Below are 17,121 nucleotides of genomic sequence, written 5' to 3'. Positions count from 1 at the left end.
ACGGCCTCGTGGGGCGTACCGGCGTGGCACGCACTAATCTTGGTCCCATGTCGAGCCCCGCCGAGCGGTACGCCGCGGCACGCCGCCGGGCCGCACAGGCCCCCCTGTCCCCGGCGTTGGACGAGTTCGCCCTCGACCTCGGCGTCGACCTGGACGACTTTCAGCGGGAGGCGTGCCAGGCGTTGGAGCGCGGCAGCGGTGTCCTGGTCTGCGCCCCCACCGGCGCCGGCAAGACGGTCGTCGGCGAGTTCGCCGTCCACCTGGCGCTGCGGGGCGGGAGCTCGGCCGACGCGGGGCGCCGCAAGTGCTTCTACACCACCCCGATCAAGGCGTTGTCAAATCAGAAGTACCACGATCTTGTCGACCGGCACGGCGCCGACCAGGTCGGGTTGCTCACCGGTGACAACGCGATCAACGGCGATGCGCCGGTGGTGGTGATGACCACCGAGGTACTGCGCAACATGCTCTACGCCGGCTCGGCGACGCTGCAGGGGCTGGCGTACGTGGTGATGGATGAGGTGCACTACCTCGCCGACCGGTTCCGTGGCGGCGTGTGGGAGGAGGTGATCATCCACCTGCCCGCCTCGGTCACGCTGGTGTCGCTGTCGGCCACGGTGTCCAACGCGGAGGAGTTCGCCGACTGGCTGGTCACCGTGCGCGGCGAGACCGAGGTCGTGGTCAGTGAGCACCGGCCGGTGCCGTTGTGGCAACACATGCTGGTTGGCCGGCGGATGTTCGACCTGTTCCATGACGCCGACGCCGCGCGCAAGCACGATGTGCATCCGGAGTTGCTGCGCTACAGCCGGGACACGCTGCGCCGCCTCGAGCTGGGGGAGGGGCGCGGTGCCGGCCCGGGGGGCCGCCGTGGGCCGCGCTGGCGCGGGCCGATGCGCCCGGACATCGTTGACCGGCTGGACCGCGAGGGGTTGCTGCCGGCGATTCTGTTCATCTTCAGCCGTGCTGGCTGCGACGCGGCGGTGCAGCAGTGTCTCGCCGCCGGGCTGCGGCTCACCGGCCCGGAGGAGCGGGCCGAGATCCGCCGGGTGGTGGAGAGCCGGATCACCACCATCCCCGGCGAGGACCTGTCGGTGCTCGGCTACTGGGACTGGCTGGACGGGTTGGAGCGGGGCCTCGCCGCACACCACGCCGGCATGTTGCCGGCGTTCAAGGAGGTCGTCGAGGAGCTGTTCGTCCGCGGGCTGGTGAAGGCGGTGTTCGCCACCGAGACCCTCGCGCTCGGCATCAACATGCCGGCCCGCTGCGTGGTGTTGGAACGCCTGGTCAAGTACAACGGCGAGGCGCACGTGGACCTGACGCCCGGCGAGTACACGCAGCTCACCGGCCGCGCCGGCCGACGCGGCATCGACGTGGAGGGGCACGCCGTGGTGGTCTGGTCCCCGGAGACCGACCCGCGGCACGTGGCCGGCCTGGCATCCACCCGTACGTACCCGCTGCGGTCGAGTTTCCGGCCGTCGTACAACACGGCCGTCAACCTGGTCGGCAGCGTGGGCACGGAGCCGGCCCGGGCGTTGCTGGAATCCTCGTTCGCGCAGTTCCAGGCGGACCGGTCGGTGGTCGGGCTGGCGCGGCAGGTCCAGCGCAACACCGAGACGGTCCAGGCGTACGGCGTGGAGGCGGCCTGCCAGCACGGGGACTTCGACGCCTACTTCGCGATTCGGGTGGCGATCGCCGACCGAGAGCGGGAGTTGGCCCGGCAGGGGCAGAGCCAGCGGAAGGCGGCGGCGATCGTCTCGCTGGAGCGGCTGCGGGTCGGCGACGTGATCCGGGTGCCGTCCGGCCGGCGAGCTGGCCTTGCGGTGGTGCTGGACCCGGCGGCCGCCGGCTTCGGGGAGCCCCGTCCGTTGGTGCTGACCCAGGACCGCTGGGCGGGCCGGGTGGGCCCGGGTGACTTCACCACCCCGGCGGAGGTGCTCACCCGGATTCGGGTGCCCAAACATTTCAACCACCGCTCCCCGGCCGCCCGCCGGGACCTCGCCGCCGCGGTCAGCGGTACCGGGTTGAATCGGCACGACAGCCGGCGGGGTGGCCGGTCGCGGCGCGGTGGTGGGGAGGACGACCGGCTCGTGCAGTTGCGCGCCGAGCTGCGCCGCCACCCGTGCCACGCCTGCCCGGAACGGGAGGAGCATGCCCGTTGGGCGGAGCGTCGCCGCCGGCTGGAGAAGGACACCGAGGAACTGCGGCAGCGGGTGACCGGCCGGACCGGTTCCCTGGCCCGCACCTTCGACCGGATCGTGGCGCTGTTGACGGCCCGCGGCTACCTGGCCGCCGACGGGGGCGTCACCGACGCCGGTCGGATGTTGAGCCGGATCTGGACGGAGGCGGACCTGCTGGTCGCCGAGTGCCTACGTCGTGGCGTGTGGAATGGGCTCAGCCCGGCCGAGTTGGCGGCGGCGGTGTCGGTGGTGGTCTTCGAGGCCCGCCGGGACGTTGACGAGCGTGCGTCGCTGCCGCGGGGCGCGGTGGCGACGGCGGTTGACGAGACGTTGAAGCTGTGGGGGGAGATCGAGGCCGACGAGGCGGCACAGGGGCTGACCGTGACCCGGGAGCCGGATCTCGGCTTCGCCTGGCCGGTCTACCGCTGGGCCCGTGGGGAGCCACTCGCGAAGGTCCTCGTCAGCGGCCACATCGACGGCGAGATGCCGGCCGGCGACTTCGTCCGCTGGGCCCGGCAGGTGGTGGACCTACTCGGCCAGTTGGCCGAATCCCGCGGCGCCTCGGCCGAGCTGCGCAGCACCGCGCGGCAGGCCATCGTTGCGGTGAACCGCGGGGTGCTCTCCTACCAGGCCACCGCCTGACGAGTCATGTCTCATCCGGCATCGGGCCGTCCCCAGCACCGGCGAGCGTGGTGCGGCTGGCGGCGGCGGTCAGTCGGCGCGGTGGGCCAGGGCGTCAACCAGGCGTCGGACGGCGCCGGCGAGGTTCCACCGCTCGGCGAGGTCGAGCAGCCGAGCGGGATCGGCCGGTGCGGCTGGCAGGTCGGTGGCCAGGGCGGGCAGCGGCACATCGAGGGCGACCCGGACCACCGTCGGGGCGACGGCCAGGTAGTCCCGCGCGGCGCTGAGTTTCGTCCGTAGCCCCGGCGCGAAACCGGCAGCTGGATCGTCCAGGGCGGCCAGCACACCGGCGATGTCGCCATACCGGTCAACGAGCCGGGCCGCGGTCTTCTCGCCGACGCCGGGAACCCCCGGCAGTCCGTCGCTGGGGTCGCCGCGCAGCGCGGCGAAGTCGGCGTAGCGGGCGGCGGGCACCCCGTATCGGGCCTGGACCGCAGCGTCGTCGCAGTCTGCCAGCTTCGCCACCCCCCGCCCGACATAGAGCAGCCGCACCCGGCGGGCGTCATCGACCAGCTGGAACAGGTCACGGTCACCGGAGACCACCTCGACGGGGCCCGGCTGGGTGACCGAGAGGGTGCCGAGCACGTCGTCGGCCTCGTAGCCGGTGGCGCCGACGCTGGTGATGCCGAGCGCGTCGAGCACGTCGAGGATCACCGGGACCTGCGGACCCAGCGTGTCGGGAACCACCTCACCCCCCTCCGGCGCCACCCGGTGCGCCTTGTATGACGGCAGGAGGGCCACCCGCCATTGGGGTCGCCAGTCGTGGTCCATCGCGCACACCATCCGGCCCGGCCGGCGGGTGCGGATCAGGCTCGCCAACATGTCGAGGAAGCCGCGGACAGCGTTGACCGGTTGGCCTTCGGGCCCGACGGCGGCGGACTCCGGAATGCCGAAGTATGCCCGAAAGTAGAGGCTGGGCGCGTCCACGAGCATGAGCGGGGCTGGCATGCGCGACAGCCTGGCACACCGCACCGACATCGGCGTGGATGCTGGCCGCGGCGGACCCGGCCGAGGACGTCCGCTACGCGTTCCGGTGCCGCGGGGGTGCGGGGAGCCGAACGACCGTTAAGCTGGGGGCGCGACGGCTCAACCCCACCCCCACGGAGCTCATCAACCCATGACTGTCGACCGGATCCTCCCCACCGACGAGGCCCACGACCTGCTGGACCTGGCCACCGAACTCGCCGACCGGGAGCTCGCGCCAAAGGCCGCCGACCACGAGGAGCGCGCCGAGTTCCCCCGGGAGGTGCTGCGCACTCTGGGCCGTTCGGGCCTGCTCGGCCTGCCGTACGCGGAGGAGTACGGCGGTGCCGCCCAGCCGTACGAGGTGTACCTGCAGGTGTTGGAGATTCTGGCCAGCCGCTGGCTCGCGGCCGCCGAGGCGATCAGCGTCCACACCCTGTCCTGCTTCCCACTCGCCGAGTACGGCACGGCGCAGCAGCGGAAGCTGCTGCCCGAGCTGATCGGTGGGGAGTTGCTGGGCGCGTACTGTCTCTCCGAGCCGCAGGGCGGTTCGGATGCCGCCAGTCTGACCACCCGGGCCGTGCTCGACGGCGAGGAGTACGTCGTCTCCGGCACGAAGGCGTGGATCACGCACGCCCACGTGGCGGACTTTTACAACATCTTCTGCCGTACCGGCGGCGCTGGGGCGTCCGGCATCTCCTGCCTGCTCGCGGACCGGAACCTGCCCGGGATCGAGCCGCAGCTGCCGGAGCGCACGATGGGGCTGCACGCCTCCCCGGTGGCGCAGGTCGTCTTCGAGGGGACGCGGGTGCCGGCGGAGCGGCTGATCGGCGGGGAGGGCAAGGGTTTCGGCATCGCGATGTCCGCGCTGGACTCGGGCCGGCTGGGGATCGCGGCCTGCGCGGTTGGCCTGGCCCAGGCGGCGCTGGACTACGCGGTCGGTTATGCCCGGGAGCGGCAGCAGTTCGGCCGGGCGATCGTCGACTTCCAGGGGCTGGGGTTCCTGCTCGCCGATGCCGCCACCCAGATCTCGGCGGCCCGGGCGCTGATGCTGGCGGCGGCCCGGCTGCGCGATGCGGGCCGGCCGTACTCGATCGAGGCGGCGAAGGCGAAGCTGTTCGCCACCGATGTGGCGATGCGGGTGACCACCGACGCGGTGCAGGTGCTGGGCGGCGCGGGCTACGTCGCTGATCATCCGGTGGAGCGGTACATGCGCGAGGCGAAGGTGCTCCAGATTGTTGAGGGGACCAACCAGATCCAGCGTCTGGTGATCTCCCGAGCGTTGGCGAAGGGCTGACGGAGGAGCGGGCCCGCGGCCGCGCCGCTGTTCTGGTGACCCAGCGTCGCGTGGTGGGCTTTTTCCCGGTAGGTTGCTCGCCGTGGAGGAGATCGACCGGGCCATCGTCGCGGAGCTGGCCGTGGACGGCCGGCTGTCATACACCGATCTCGCGGAGCGGGTGGGGTTGTCGGTCTCCGCGGTGCACCAGCGGGTCCGCCGGCTGGAGCAGCGTGGGGTCATCGGCGGGTACACGGCCCGGGTGTCCTTCGAGGCACTCGACCTACCGCTGACAGCATTCGTGGCGATTCGGCCGTTTGATCCCTCGCAGCCGGATGACGCGCCGGAGCGGCTGGCCCACCTACCGGAGATCGATTCGTGCTACTCGGTCGCGGGGGAGGACTTCTACCTGCTGTTGCTGCGGGTGGCCGGGCCGACCGACCTGGAGCGGGTGCTGCAGGAGATCCGGATGGCGGCGAGTGTGACCACGCGGACCACGGTGGTGTTGTCCACGCCGTACGAGGGCCGGCCGCCGAAGTTCAGTGCCGAGGGGTCTGGGCGGTCGCGGTCGCGGGGGCCGGGGGAGCCGGCTGGTTCCACCGAAGGATGACCGGTCGGCCGTGTTCGTGGCCGAGCACGCTGACGGTCGCGGTTTCGAGCCGGAACAGCGCCCCGGCGGAGGGCGCTAGGCCGAGCCACCGGGCGGTGAGCACCCGGAGGCTGTGCGCGTGTCCGACCACGGCGACGGTTCCGTGGTCGAGGACGGGGCCCAGTCGGGTGAGAAATCGGTCGAGCCGCGCCCCGACCTGGCGGGGGGACTCGCCACCGGGGCAGCCGTCGGTCCAGAGGTTCCAGTCGGGGTCTTCTTCGTGGACCTCGGCGGTGGTGCGGCCCTCGATCTCCCCGTAGTTCCACTCGGCAAGGTCGTTGTCCGTCCCGGTCGGGGTGAGGCCGGCGAGCCGTGCGGTGCGTACCGCACGGGCGCAGGGGCTGGTCAGGACGGTGGCGAAGTGCCGGCCGGTGAGCATCGGGCCGAGTGCGCGGGCTTGCCGTTCGCCGTCGGGGGTCAGCGCGAGGTCGGTGTAGGAGGTGTGCCGCCGACGGGCGCTCCACGTGGTCTCACCGTGTCTGATCAGGAGGAGCTCACCCATGCCTTCAGTCAACCACTGGGGTGTCGTTTCTTCCTGGCTAGCATCCTAGGATGCGTTACGCGATGCGCCCCCGCACACCAACCCAAACGAATAAATACCAGCAACACGGGAAACCCGATGTCGATGGCCGAAACGCCACGAGGGGAGAGCGGAGATGGGCTTCGCCACCAAGACGAAGAACCTGGTGGACGAGCTGACCGGCGCCACCAAGGAACGGGTGGGCGATGTCTGCGGCGACGAGCGGCTGCGGGTCGAAGGGGTCCGGCAGCGGGACGACGCCCGTGCTCGCCAGGCCAGGGAGGAACGCGCTGAGCAGTCGGATCACGAGTGGGATCGGACTGGGGCGCAGTGACGTGACCGCTTGACCCGGCGGGCCCGGCAGCATCTTGCTGCCGGGCCCGTCATTGTTCCGACTGGTACTGGCTTACGGCCGGGTCGCCGATGCCCCGTGCCGCCGATGGGGTGTGGTCACGGGCGGCGGATCGTGGTGGGTCAGTCGTCGCGGTGCGTTGCCCACCAGGCCTGACCGGTCTCCGGCAGGGTGTCGATCGGGTCGTAGTACGCGTACCGCTTGTTGAGCGCCTCCAGGTCAGCGGACTCGATGGAGGTGCGGTAGTTCTTGGTCCAGTACGAGATGCCCCGCTCTCGGTCGTATTCGGTGAGCATGTGCACCCAGCGCTTGCCGACGAAGGGAACATCGCAGACGATTCGCGGGGTGGCGTAGCCGGGCAGGTAGCCCATGATGTCGTGTTGGAGCTGTTGGGCGTGCCCGACCGGGACCCGCCAGTGCTCGGCGTTGGGGATCATGTCGCACAGATAGAAGTAGTACGGCAGGATGCCGGCTTCGCCCTGTAGCGCGAAGCAGAGATCAAGTAGGTCGGGCGTGGTGGCGTTGACGCCGCGCATGAGCACGCCCTGGTTGCGGACGTCGCGAACTCCGACGTTCAGGGCGGTCTGGGCGGCTTTGGCGACCAGCGGGGTGAGGGACTGGGCGTGGTTGACGTGGGTGTGGATCGCGAGGTTGACGCCCCGGCGGGCGGCGGTGCGGGCGACCCGCTCGAGGCCTTCGACGACATCAGCCCGGAGCCAGTGCTGGGGCAGGCCCATCAGGGCCTTGGTGGCGAGCCGGATGTCGCGCACGGTCTCGATGTCGAGCAGGCGCATCAGGTACGACTCGAGGTTCTTCCACGGCACGTTGGCCACGTCACCGCCGGAGACGACGACGTCGCGGACGCCAGGGTGGGCCCGGAGGTAGGTGATGTGGGCGTCGTAGCGGTCGACGGGTTTGAGGGTGAGCTTGAGTTTGTCGATGGCGGGGGTGGAGTTGCCGACCAGATCCATCCGGGTGCAGTGCCCGCAGTACTGCGGGCAGGTGGAGAGTAGTTCGGCGAGGACCTTGGTGGGGTAGCGGTGGGTGAGGCCCTCGGCGACCCACATGTCGTGTTCGTGCAGGGAGTCGCGGCTGGCGTACGGGTGTGAGGGCCAGTCGGTGCGTCGGTCGGAGGCGACGGGGATCATGTAGCGCCGGATCGGGTCGGCGTAGAGGGCGTCGGTGGTCATCGCCTCGAAGGGCACCATGGTGTTGAGCATCTGGGGTGGCACCAGCATGGACATGGTGGCCAGGGCCTTCTGGTCGGCTTCCAGGTCGGCGTAGAAGGTCTCGCCTACGAGGTCGCCGAGGACGGCGCGGAGTTGCTTGATGTTCTTGATGCAGTTGGTGCGTTGCCATTGGGCGGATTCCCACTGGTCGCGGCTGATGTGGCGCCAGCCGGGGAACCGGGTCCAGTCGGGTTCGACGAGGGGGGCTCGTCGGTATTCGTAGGGTTGGCCCGTGGTGGGGGCGGCGGGTGCGGGCTGGGCTGCGGAGATGGTTTCCGCGGGGTGGGTCTGGGTCACGGCCCCCTCCTTGTGGCTGGTGGTGTGGATGATCAGTGGCTCCGTAGGTACTGGAAATTATCCGGTGAAGTAATTATTCTGCCGTAAGTTTTCCCGCTTCGCGAGTTGCAGTCCGGGCTTCAGGCGGCTGGACAGGGAGGTCGTGGTGATTTCACCGGTGGGTTTGCACCGCGTTCTGGAGCCCGCGGGGGTGCTGCCGCAGGGGGCTTGGCGACTGGACGCGAGCCCGGCGATCGCCCCGAACGAGGTGCGGATCCGGGTGGAGCGATTGAACCTGGACGCGGCGAGCTTCCGGCAGTTGCGGGAGAAGCACGGCGGGGACGGCGCGCGGATCCGCGCCGAGGTTCTGGAGATCATCGCTGCGCGGGGCAAGATGCAGAACCCGGTGACCGGCTCGGGTGGCATGTTGATCGGCACGGTTGAGGAGACTGGTCGGCGGTCGCCGCTGGGGCTGCGGGTGGGCGACCGGGTGGCGACTCTGGTGTCGCTGACGCTGACGCCGTTGGCCGTCGCCGATGGGCTGGCCCGGTGGGATGGGCGCAGTGAGCAGGTCCCGTGTGACGGTCACGCGATCCTGTTTGCCCGCTCCATTGCGGCGGTGTTGCCGGCGGATCTGCATCCGGAGTTGTCGCTCGCCGCGCTGGATGTGTGCGGGGCCCCGGCGTTGACCGCGCGGGTGGTGGAGCGGTATGTGGCCGAGCGGGCGCGGGAGGCAGCGGCCGGGCCGGTCAGCGTCGCGGTGATTGGCGGTGCGGGCAAGAGTGGGTCGCTGTCGCTGGCCGCGGCGCGGCGGGCGGGCGCGGCGCGGACTGTCGGGGTGGTGCCGGTGGCGGGGGAGCGGGACGCGTTGGCGGCGGCCGGGCTGGCGGATGCGGTGGTGTTGGCTGATGCGCGGGATCCGGTGGCGCTGTCGGCGGCGGTGACGTCGGCGCTGGGGGCGCCGGCGGATGTGACGGTGGTGTGTGTGGATGCGCCAGGTTGTGAGCATGGGGCGGTGTTGGCCACGGCTGACGGTGGCACGGTGGTGTTCTTCTCGATGGCGACGAGTTTCGCGGCGGCGGCGTTGGGTGCGGAGGGCCTGGCAGCGGATGTGACGATGCTGGTGGGTAACGGGTATGCGCCGGGGCACGCGGAGCTCGCGTTGGATCTGGTGCGGGGCGAACCGGGGGTGCGTCGTCTCTTTGAGGCGCGGCTGGCGGCAGACTGATTGCCATGACGAACCCCTCGACGCTGTACCGCGGCGGTGTGCTGCATTGTCCTGCTGACCCGGGTGCGACTGCCTTGTTGGTCTCCGATGGCCGGATTGCCTGGTTGGGGGCGGACGCTGATGCGCCGGTTGCTGATCAGGTGGTGGAGCTGGATGGGGCGTTGGTGACGCCGGCGTTCGTCGACGCGCATGTGCACACGACCGACACCGGGTTGGGGCTGTCGGGGCTGGATGTGTCGGGTGTGCGGTCGGGGCGGGAGTTGTTGGCGGCGGTGGCGGCGTTCGCCGAGGGGTTGCCCCCTGATGGTGTGGTGCTGGGGCATGGCTGGGACGAGTCGGTCTGGCCGGTGCCGGTGCCTCCGGAGGCGGAGGAGTTGGGCCGGGCGGCGGCCGGGCGGCGGGTGTATCTGTCGCAGGCGTCGATGCATTCGGCGTTGGTGTCGACGGCGTTGCTGGCCGCGTGCCCGGGGGTGGTTGCCACGGTTGGCTTCGACGAGTCGGGGTGGTTGCGGCGGGATGCGCATCATGTGGTGCGGGCGGCGGCGTTTGGCACGGTTGGTCGGGTGCAGCGGGCGGCGGCGCAGCGGGCGGCGTTGGCGCATGCGGCGTCGTTGGGGATCGCGGCGGTGCATGAGTGTGGTGGGCCGGAGATTTCCGGCGAGGAGGACTTCACGGGGTTGTTGGGGATCTCCGGGGTGGGGGTGCCGGAGGTGTACGGGTACTGGGGTGAGTTGGGTGGTGCGCAGCGGGCTCGGGAGTTGGGTGCGGTGGGTGCCGGTGGGGATGTCTTCGCTGATGGGGCGTTGGGGGCGCAGACGGCCCAGTTGACGGTGCCGTATGCGGATGCGGGTGGGTGCGGGCATGGGTATCTGTCGACGGAGCAGGTGCGGGATCACTTGTTGGGGTGCGCGACGTACGGGGTGCAGGGCGGCTTTCACGCGATTGGGGATGCGGCGATCGCGACGGTGTTGGCGGGGTTCGCGGCGGTGGCGGAGCGGCTGGGCACGGATCGGGTGCGGGCGGCTCGGCACCGGGTGGAGCACGCGGAGCTCGTGAACAAGCAGATGATCGCCGGGTTTGTGGAGTATGGCGTGGTGGCGTCGGTGCAGCCGGCGTTTGACCGGTTGTGGGGTGGCGCGGGTCAGATGTATGAGTCGCGGTTGGGGCCGGATCGGGCGTTGGCTGCCAATCCCTTGGGGGCGATGCATTCGGTGGGGGTGTCGTTGGCGTTCGGGTCGGATTCGCCGGTGACTCCGGTGGATCCGTGGGGGTCGGTGCGGGCGGCGGTGGCGCATCACAATCCGGCGCAGCGGATGAGTGTGCGGGCGGCTTTCGCGGCGCATTCGCGGGGTGGCTGGCGTGCGGTGCGGCGGGATGGTGACGGGGTGTTGGCGTTGGGGGCGCCGGCGACGTTCGCGGTGTGGGATTCCCCGGCTGGGGTGGAGCGGGGGTTGCCGGTGTTGCAGGCGGAGGATCCGGAGGCGCGGGGTGCTTCGGATCCGACGCCGTTGCCGGTGTGTCGACGTACGGTGCTGCGTGGTGCGGTGATCTATGGGGAGGGCGGATTGTGACCGGGAAGCTCGATCTGGATCCGGTGTTGGTGGCGCGGGCGCGGGAGTTGGCTGCTCGGGCTGGGGCGCCGGTGGTGGAGTTGGCGCGTAGCCACACGACGGTGTCGCTGGAGCGGGCGGTGCTGCGGCTGGCCGGGGTGCAGGGGGCGGATCCGGATGGGATTCCGTGGGTGAACCGGTTGGTGGATGCGGTGGTCGCGGATGTGGGCTTGGGGCATGGGGTGGCTGCTCCGGTCTTCGATGCCTTGGCGCGGGAGCAGTTGGCGGATGTGACGCTGTTGGCGCAGAAGGCGGCGGCCGGGTCGGTGCGGTTCGAGGTTCCGGTGGGGCGGGCGGCGACGGCGTCGCGGCGGGCGTCGCGGCGGGCGGTCGCGGCGGGGGTGCGGCGGATTGATCGGCGGCGGGCCGAGCGGGAGCGGTTGGTGCGACGGTTCGGGGATCCGCCGCGGCGGCCGTGGATCTATCTGATCGTGGCGACGGGGGATATTTACGAGGACATTCCGCAGGCGCAGGCGGCGGCTCGGGCGGGGGCGGATGCGATCGCGGTGATCCGGTCTACGGGGCAGTCGTTGTTGGACTATGTGCCGGAGGGGGCGACTCGGGAGGGTTTTGCCGGTACGTATGCGACGCAGGAGAATTTCCGGCTGATGCGTGCGGCGTTGGACGAGTCGTCGCGGGAGTTGGGCCGGTATGTGCGGTTGACGAATTACGCGTCGGGGCTGTGTATGCCGGAGATGGCGGCGTTGGCGGGCCTTGAGCGGCTGGACATGATGTTGAACGATTCGATGTACGGCATCTTGTTCCGAGATATCAATCCGATTCGTACCTTCGTCGATCAGCGTTTCTCCCGGCAGGTGCACGCCCGGGCGGGGATCATCATCAATACCGGTGAGGATAACTACCTGACGACTGCCGATGCGGTGGATGAGGCGCACACGGTGACGGTGTCGCAGCTGCTCAATGAGTACTTCGCGCATGAGGCGGGGTTGGCGGACTGGCAGTTGGGGTTGGGGCACGCGTTTGAGATCAACCCGGATGTGCCGGATTCGTTGCGGTTGGAGTTGGCGCACGCGCTCTTGGCGCGGGAGTTGTTCCCGGATGCGCCGTTGAAGTGGATGCCCCCGACGAAGCACATGACCGGGGATGTGTTTCGGGGCAACCTGCTCGACGGCTTCTTCAACCTGGTGGGGGCGCTGACCGGGCAGGGGATTCTGCTGGTGGGGATGATGACGGAGGCGGTGGTGACGCCGTGGCTGTCGGATCGGGATATCGCCCTGCAGAACGTCCGGTATGTGCTGGGTGCCGCGGGTGGGCTGTACGAGGATTTCGTGCCGGCGTCGGGCGGGTTCATCCAGCAGCGGGCGCACCAGGTGCTGGGTTCGGCGGTGGAGTTGTTGGAGCGGATCGGGGAGCAGTCATTGTTGACGGCGATCGGTGCGGGCACGTTCGGGATCATGAAGCGGCCGGCGGACCGGGGTAGGGGGTTGGACGGGGTGGCGCGGCACGAGGGCGACTACTACAACCCGGCGGTGGAGATCCTGGAAGGGGCGGGGTCGTGACGGTAGTGCCGGAGCAGGCGGTGGTGCCGGCGAAGCAGGTCGTGCGGCCGTACGGGGACACCACCGGTGACGGCATGGTGCAGGTGTCGTTCACGTTGCCGCTGCCGCATGACAAGCGAGCCGAGGGTGCGGCGATCCAGCTGGCCGGGAAGATGGGCATCGACCCGGCGATGCTGGTGCATGCCCGGCCGATGGGGGACGGGTTCACCTTCTTCGTGGTGTATGGGCGGGTGAACCATCTGGTGGACACCTCGGCGGTGCGGGTGGTGGAGCGGGACTTTCCGTTGCTGTCGGCGAAGGAGGTCAACGCGGTGGTCAAGCGGCAGCTTCGGCGGAAGCTGTCGGTGGTGGGGGCGTGTATCGGCACCGATGCCCACACCGTGGGGATCGACGCGATTCTCAACGTCAAGGGCGTCGCCGGGGAGAAGGGGCTGGAGTACTACCGGGAGTTGCGGGTCAGCAATCTGGGCGCGCAGGTGGGGGTGCCGGATCTGGTGGCGGCGGCTCGGGCCGAGCGGGCGGATGCGGTGTTGGTGTCGCAGGTGGTGACGCAGCGGGATGCGCATCTGCACAACACCCGGGAGATGTCGGCGGCGATTCGGGAGGCGTGGCCGGCGGGGAAGCGGCCGTTGTTGATCGTCGGTGGGCCGCGTTTCGACGAGGCGATGACTGCCGAGCTGGGGGTGGACCGGATCTTCGGCCGCGGCACCACTCCGGGTGAGGTGGCCTCTTACCTGGTTCATGCGTTGATCACGAGCCGGAGGGCGGCGACGGTATGAGTGACCCGAGGGTCGGGGTGACGGTGGCGCACCGGCGGTATGTGCCCTACTCGCATGCGCACTACGCGGGCAGTCTGGTCGACGGGGCGTACGCGTTGGGTCTGTTCGGGGACGTCGCCACGGAGGTCTGCATCCGGACCGACGGGGATGAGGGGTTGTTCGCCGGCTATTCGGAGGTGCGGTTCCTGGCGCCGGTGCGCGCCGGTGACGTGGTGGAGGTGACCGGTCGGGTCACCCGGGTGGGTACGCGCAGCCGCACGCTGGAGTTGAGCTGTGTGGTGGTGTGTCGGGCCTGCCCGGATCGGGGGGAGTCCGCGGCCCAGGTGTGTGATCCGCCGATCGTGGCGGTCGCTGCGACGGGCACGGTGGTCGTGCCGCCGGTGACGTGAACGTCGCGATCTGCGCGGATGTCGGCTCCACGTACACGAAGGTGGCGGTGGTCGATCTCGGCGGCGCGGGTTTGGTTGCGACGGCGGCGGTGCCCACCACGGTGGGCAGTGACGTGTTGCGGGGGTTGGACGCGGCGGTCGCGGCGGCGACCGACGGCCTGCCGGTGGGGGACGCGCCGTGGTACGTGTGTTCGTCTGCTGGGGGCGGGCTGCGGTTGGCGGTGGTCGGCTACGAACAGCTGGTAACCGCGCAGGCGGGCCGTCGGGTGGGGCTGTCGGCGGGAGCGAACGTGGTGCATGTGGCCGCGGGTCGGCTTGACGCGGCGGGTCTCGCGGCGGTGCGGGCGGCCCGCCCGGATGTGCTGCTGCTGGTCGGCGGCACCGACGGCGGCGACGCGGAGACGTTGACGCACAACGCGGCCCGGCTGGCGCGGGCCCGCTGGCGGGTTCCGGTGGTCCTCGCCGGTAACGCCGAGGTCCGCGACGAGCTGGTGTCGATGCTGGTGTCTGCGCGGGTGCCGGTGACCGTGGCGGAGAATGTGCTGCCCCGGATCGGGGCGTTGGCGCCGGCTGGGGCGCGGGCGGCCATCCGCGAGGTGTTCCTGCGGCATGTGATCGGCGGCAAGCGGCTGTCGCGGGGTCCGCGGTTTCCGCGGCTGGTGCGCGCGGCCACCCCGGATGCGGTGCTGACCGGTGTGGAGTTGCTCGCGGACACGCTCGGCGGTGACCTGGCGGTGGTGGATGTCGGTGGGGCGACCACCGACGTGTACTCGGTGCTGACGCCGGATGAGCGGGAGAGCGGGCCGGGCCGGGAGGTGGCGGGCAGCCTGTGGCGGGCCCGTACCGTCGAGGGGGACCTGGGGGTGCGGTGGAGCGCTCCGGGTGTGGTGCGGGCGGCGGTGGAGGAGCGGCTGCTCGACGCGGCCGACGCCGAGGTGTTGGCGGTGGCGGCGCAGCGGCGGGCCGACGACCCGGCGTATCTTCCGGCGGGTGGGGCGCAGCGGGCGGCAGACACGCGGTTGGCTGCCCTGGCGGCCACGGTGGCGTTGCGGCGGCACGCCCGCGGGGCGGCCACCGGTGAACGCGCGGGACGGGATCTGCGGGATGTCCGGCTGCTGGTCGGTTCGGGTGGGGTGCTTCGGCATGCCGGGTCCGCGGATGCCGTGGGGGTGCTCACGGGGGTGCTCACCGACCACGCCGGTGGGTGGCCGTTGCCGCGTGCCGCCCGGCCGGTGGTTGACGTGGACTATGTGCTGGCCGCCGCCGGGTTACTCGCCGCCGGGCATCCGGTCGCGGCGCGGGCTCTTTGTGACCGGCTGCGCGCGGGGGGCTAGGACTGCCCTGGCTGCCCGATCTTCGGGTGGCTCGGTGCGGGCTGGGCCGGCGTGGATGGCGCGACACGCCGGGTGGTGGCGACGACTCGTCGGGGCCGGGTTGACAGCGCCCCGGGGGGAGCACGTACCGTCTTTGAGTCCTACTACGGGAAGCGGCTGTTGTTCGCTTCGTCCCTTCGTCCGCTGGCCGAGCGACACCGAGTGTGTGGTCGCGGCGGCCAGGTCCAGCGGGCGGGGGTCGGCGGGGCGGCGCGGACCGGCCGCGGTTACCGGTGTACGGGCAGGGTGAGAGGCACGGCCAGTAGACAACGGCCAGGCGGGGGCAGCCAGTCTGCCGTCCGGTCGGTCCGAAGGTCGGCGCGTCCCATTCTCGCCCCACCGGCCGGGAAGGGCCTGGGAGCATCGGGGCGCGGCGGTTGCCGCGCCCCGGTTTCCGTTTTCTCTGGAGGTGCCGGTCGCAGTGCGGCCGCCGTGGTCCGTACTGGCGGAGCGGCGCGGACCAGGCCGGGTACCCTTCGGCAGGTGATCGTGGAATCGCCGGCGAGGGCTGTGGGAATGATGCGGGAACGTCGGCTGCCGCTGCCGGTTGCGATTGTGGCGGCGGTCGGTGGGGGCGTGGCGTTGTTGCTGGCGTTTCCGCCGTACGGGGTGTGGCCGCTGGCGGCGGTCGGGGTGGCCCTGCTGGCCGGTGCTACCCACCGTCGGCGTCCGCGCGCCGGCGCTGGCCTCGGTTTCCTGACCGGGGTGGCGTTCTTCGCCCCGCTGCTGGGCTGGACCAACCTGCACACCGGCTCCTTGCCGTGGGTGCTGCTGTCGCTGTTGCAGGCCGGCTATCTGGCGCTGCTCGGCGCGGCCACCGCGTGGGTTTCTCCGTTGGTTGACCGGTTCCGGTGGGGGTGGCCGGTGGTGACCGGGGTGCTGTGGGTGGCGCAGGAGGCGCTGCGTGATCGCACTCCGTTCGGTGGTTTCCCGTGGGGTCGGCTGGCGTTCAGCCAGGACGGGTCGCCGCTGCTGCGGTTTGCGGCGCTGGGCGGGGCGCCGCTGGTGACCTTCGTGGTCGCGGTGATCGGTGGGCTCCTGGTGGCCGCTGCCTGGGCGGGCTGGGCGGCGTATCGCCACCCGGGCCGGCGGTGGATGCCGGCGGCGGGGGCGATGGTGGCGGCGCTGGCGGTGCCGGCTGTCGGGCTGCTCGTGCCGATCCGCGCCGACGGCGGTGGGGAGGCGGTGACGGTGGCGATCGTGCAGGGCAATGTGCCGCGGCTGGGACTGGACTTCAACGCCCAACGGCAGGCGGTGCTGAACAACCACGTGCAGGCCACCGTCGAGTTGGCCGACCAGGTGGCCGCTGGCGCCCGACCCCGCCCTGACTTGGTGGTGTGGCCGGAAAATTCCAGCGATATCGACCCGCTGCAGGACGTTTCCGCCGGGGAACGGATCCAGTCTGCTGCCGACGCGGTGGGCGTGCCGATCCTGGTGGGGGCGGTGCTGCGGGGCCCGGGGGAGGGGCAGGTACGCAACGCGGGGCTGCTGTGGCGGCCGGGGAGCGGCCCGGATCTCGACCAGTTGTACACGAAGCGGCATCCGGTGCCGTTCGCCGAGTATGTGCCGTTTCGTGATGTGGCCCGACTGGTCAGCAAACAGGTTGACCGGGTGCGGTCTGATTTCGTGCCGGGTAGCACCCCGGGTGTGCTGACCGCCGGTCCGGTGGTGCTCGGTGATGTGATCTGCTTCGAGGTCGCCTACGACGAGGTGGTCCGGGACACTGTTACCGGTGGGGCGCAGCTGCTGGTGGTGCAGACCAACAACGCGACTTTCGATGTGGCTGAGGCCCGGCAGCAGTTGGCCATGGTGCGGCTGCGGGCGGTCGAGCATGGTCGTCCGGCACTGATGGCCTCGACGGTGGGTGTTTCCGGGTTCGTTTCCCCGGATGGGCGGGTAAGCGATGCCACCGAGTTCAATACCCGCGCGATCGTGGTGCGGCAGCTGTACCTGGCCGACGGAGGCACCTTCGCGACCCGGGTCGGGTTGTGGCCGGAGGTGGCGCTGACGGTCCTGGCCGTAGCGGCCTTGGCCGCAGCCGGGGTGCGGCGACGTGCCCGCGGTGCGGCGACGGCCGGTACGCCGGCGCGAGGGAGGTAGGA

14 protein-coding genes are annotated in these 17,121 nt (G+C 70.9%); 11 read left to right on the top strand and 3 right to left on the bottom strand.

All coding sequences use genetic code 11. The features are described 5' to 3' along the window. Positions 1 to 47 precede the first annotated feature (47 nt). Complete coding sequence (locus tag SALPAC3_RS0103010) at positions 48 to 2,816, top strand: DEAD/DEAH box helicase (RefSeq protein WP_018219788.1); 2,769 nt, start codon at positions 48 to 50, stop codon at positions 2,814 to 2,816. A 69-nt stretch (positions 2,817 to 2,885) separates the two neighbouring features. On the opposite strand, the gene SALPAC3_RS0103005 is transcribed toward SALPAC3_RS0103010, so the two are convergent. Beyond that, positions 2,886 to 3,803 (bottom strand): 5'-3' exonuclease, encoded by a 918-nt coding sequence (locus SALPAC3_RS0103005; RefSeq protein ID WP_018827325.1) that lies wholly within the window; start codon positions 3,801 to 3,803, stop codon positions 2,886 to 2,888. Positions 3,804 to 3,972: 169 nt separating this feature from the next. Between SALPAC3_RS0103005 and SALPAC3_RS0102995 the strand changes: the two genes are divergently transcribed. Both SALPAC3_RS0102995 and SALPAC3_RS0102990 read left to right on the top strand, forming a co-directional pair. Further along, positions 3,973 to 5,115 carry an acyl-CoA dehydrogenase family protein gene (locus SALPAC3_RS0102995; RefSeq protein WP_018219786.1) on the top strand — a complete coding sequence of 381 codons (1,143 nt, stop codon included), beginning with the start codon at positions 3,973 to 3,975 and terminating at the stop codon, positions 5,113 to 5,115. A gap of 82 nt (positions 5,116 to 5,197) precedes the next feature. After that, a complete protein-coding gene (locus tag SALPAC3_RS0102990; RefSeq protein ID WP_018219785.1) occupies positions 5,198 to 5,704 on the top strand; it encodes an Lrp/AsnC family transcriptional regulator in 507 nt (168 codons plus the stop codon). Here SALPAC3_RS0102990 and SALPAC3_RS0102985 read toward each other — a convergent pair. After that, on the bottom strand, positions 5,634 to 6,245 hold the full coding sequence (locus SALPAC3_RS0102985) for a histidine phosphatase family protein (RefSeq protein WP_018219784.1): 612 nt from the start codon (positions 6,243 to 6,245) through the stop codon (positions 5,634 to 5,636). The genes SALPAC3_RS0102990 and SALPAC3_RS0102985 overlap by 71 nt on opposite strands. 154 nt (positions 6,246 to 6,399) lie before the next feature. Between SALPAC3_RS0102985 and SALPAC3_RS0102980 the strand changes: the two genes are divergently transcribed. Then, entirely contained in the window at positions 6,400 to 6,597 is a 198-nt protein-coding gene (locus SALPAC3_RS0102980) for a CsbD family protein (RefSeq protein WP_018219783.1), read from the top strand. 140 nt (positions 6,598 to 6,737) lie between these two features. Here the strand turns inward: SALPAC3_RS0102980 and SALPAC3_RS0102975 are convergent, their stop codons facing one another. Further along, positions 6,738 to 8,141 (bottom strand): KamA family radical SAM protein, encoded by a 1,404-nt coding sequence (locus tag SALPAC3_RS0102975; RefSeq protein ID WP_018219782.1) that lies wholly within the window; start codon positions 8,139 to 8,141, stop codon positions 6,738 to 6,740. A gap of 148 nt (positions 8,142 to 8,289) precedes the next feature. On the opposite strand from SALPAC3_RS0102975, the gene kdd reads away from it, so the two are divergent. The 7 genes from kdd to lnt all read left to right on the top strand — a co-directional run bounded on the left by kdd (position 8,290) and on the right by lnt (position 17,119). Further along, the gene (gene kdd / locus SALPAC3_RS0102970) at positions 8,290 to 9,348 is read left to right on the top strand and encodes an L-erythro-3,5-diaminohexanoate dehydrogenase (protein WP_026185190.1); all 1,059 of its coding nucleotides are present in this window, start codon (positions 8,290 to 8,292) and stop codon (positions 9,346 to 9,348) included. Between the two features lie 5 nt (positions 9,349 to 9,353). Continuing rightward, positions 9,354 to 10,919 (top strand): amidohydrolase, encoded by a 1,566-nt coding sequence (locus tag SALPAC3_RS0102965; protein WP_018219780.1) that lies wholly within the window; start codon positions 9,354 to 9,356, stop codon positions 10,917 to 10,919. Further along, positions 10,916 to 12,478, top strand: coding sequence for a lysine 5,6-aminomutase subunit alpha (kamD, locus tag SALPAC3_RS0102960; RefSeq protein ID WP_018219779.1), 1,563 nt, complete (start codon positions 10,916 to 10,918; stop codon positions 12,476 to 12,478). Before SALPAC3_RS0102965 ends, kamD begins: the two co-directional genes overlap by 4 nt. After that, a complete protein-coding gene (gene kamE / locus SALPAC3_RS0102955; RefSeq protein WP_026185189.1) occupies positions 12,475 to 13,257 on the top strand; it encodes a lysine 5,6-aminomutase subunit beta in 783 nt (260 codons plus the stop codon). The genes kamD and kamE overlap by 4 nt, the downstream gene beginning before the upstream one ends. Further along, on the top strand, positions 13,254 to 13,646 hold the full coding sequence (gene kal, locus SALPAC3_RS0102950; protein WP_018219777.1) for a 3-aminobutyryl-CoA ammonia lyase: 393 nt from the start codon (positions 13,254 to 13,256) through the stop codon (positions 13,644 to 13,646). Before kamE ends, kal begins: the two co-directional genes overlap by 4 nt. Next, positions 13,643 to 14,980 carry a glutamate mutase L gene (locus SALPAC3_RS0102945; RefSeq protein ID WP_018219776.1) on the top strand — a complete coding sequence of 446 codons (1,338 nt, stop codon included), beginning with the start codon at positions 13,643 to 13,645 and terminating at the stop codon, positions 14,978 to 14,980. Before kal ends, SALPAC3_RS0102945 begins: the two co-directional genes overlap by 4 nt. Before the next feature lie 471 nt (positions 14,981 to 15,451). Beyond that, positions 15,452 to 17,119 carry an apolipoprotein N-acyltransferase gene (lnt, locus tag SALPAC3_RS0102940; protein ID WP_026185188.1) on the top strand — a complete coding sequence of 556 codons (1,668 nt, stop codon included), beginning with the start codon at positions 15,452 to 15,454 and terminating at the stop codon, positions 17,117 to 17,119. The last annotated feature ends 2 nt before the right edge of the window (positions 17,120 to 17,121 follow it).

This window comes from Salinispora pacifica DSM 45544 (assembly GCF_000378845.1).
Classification (GTDB): domain Bacteria; phylum Actinomycetota; class Actinomycetes; order Mycobacteriales; family Micromonosporaceae; genus Micromonospora; species Micromonospora pacifica.
The sequence above is the reverse complement of the archived record's forward strand: the minus strand, read 5'-3'. Positions and strand labels throughout refer to the sequence as shown.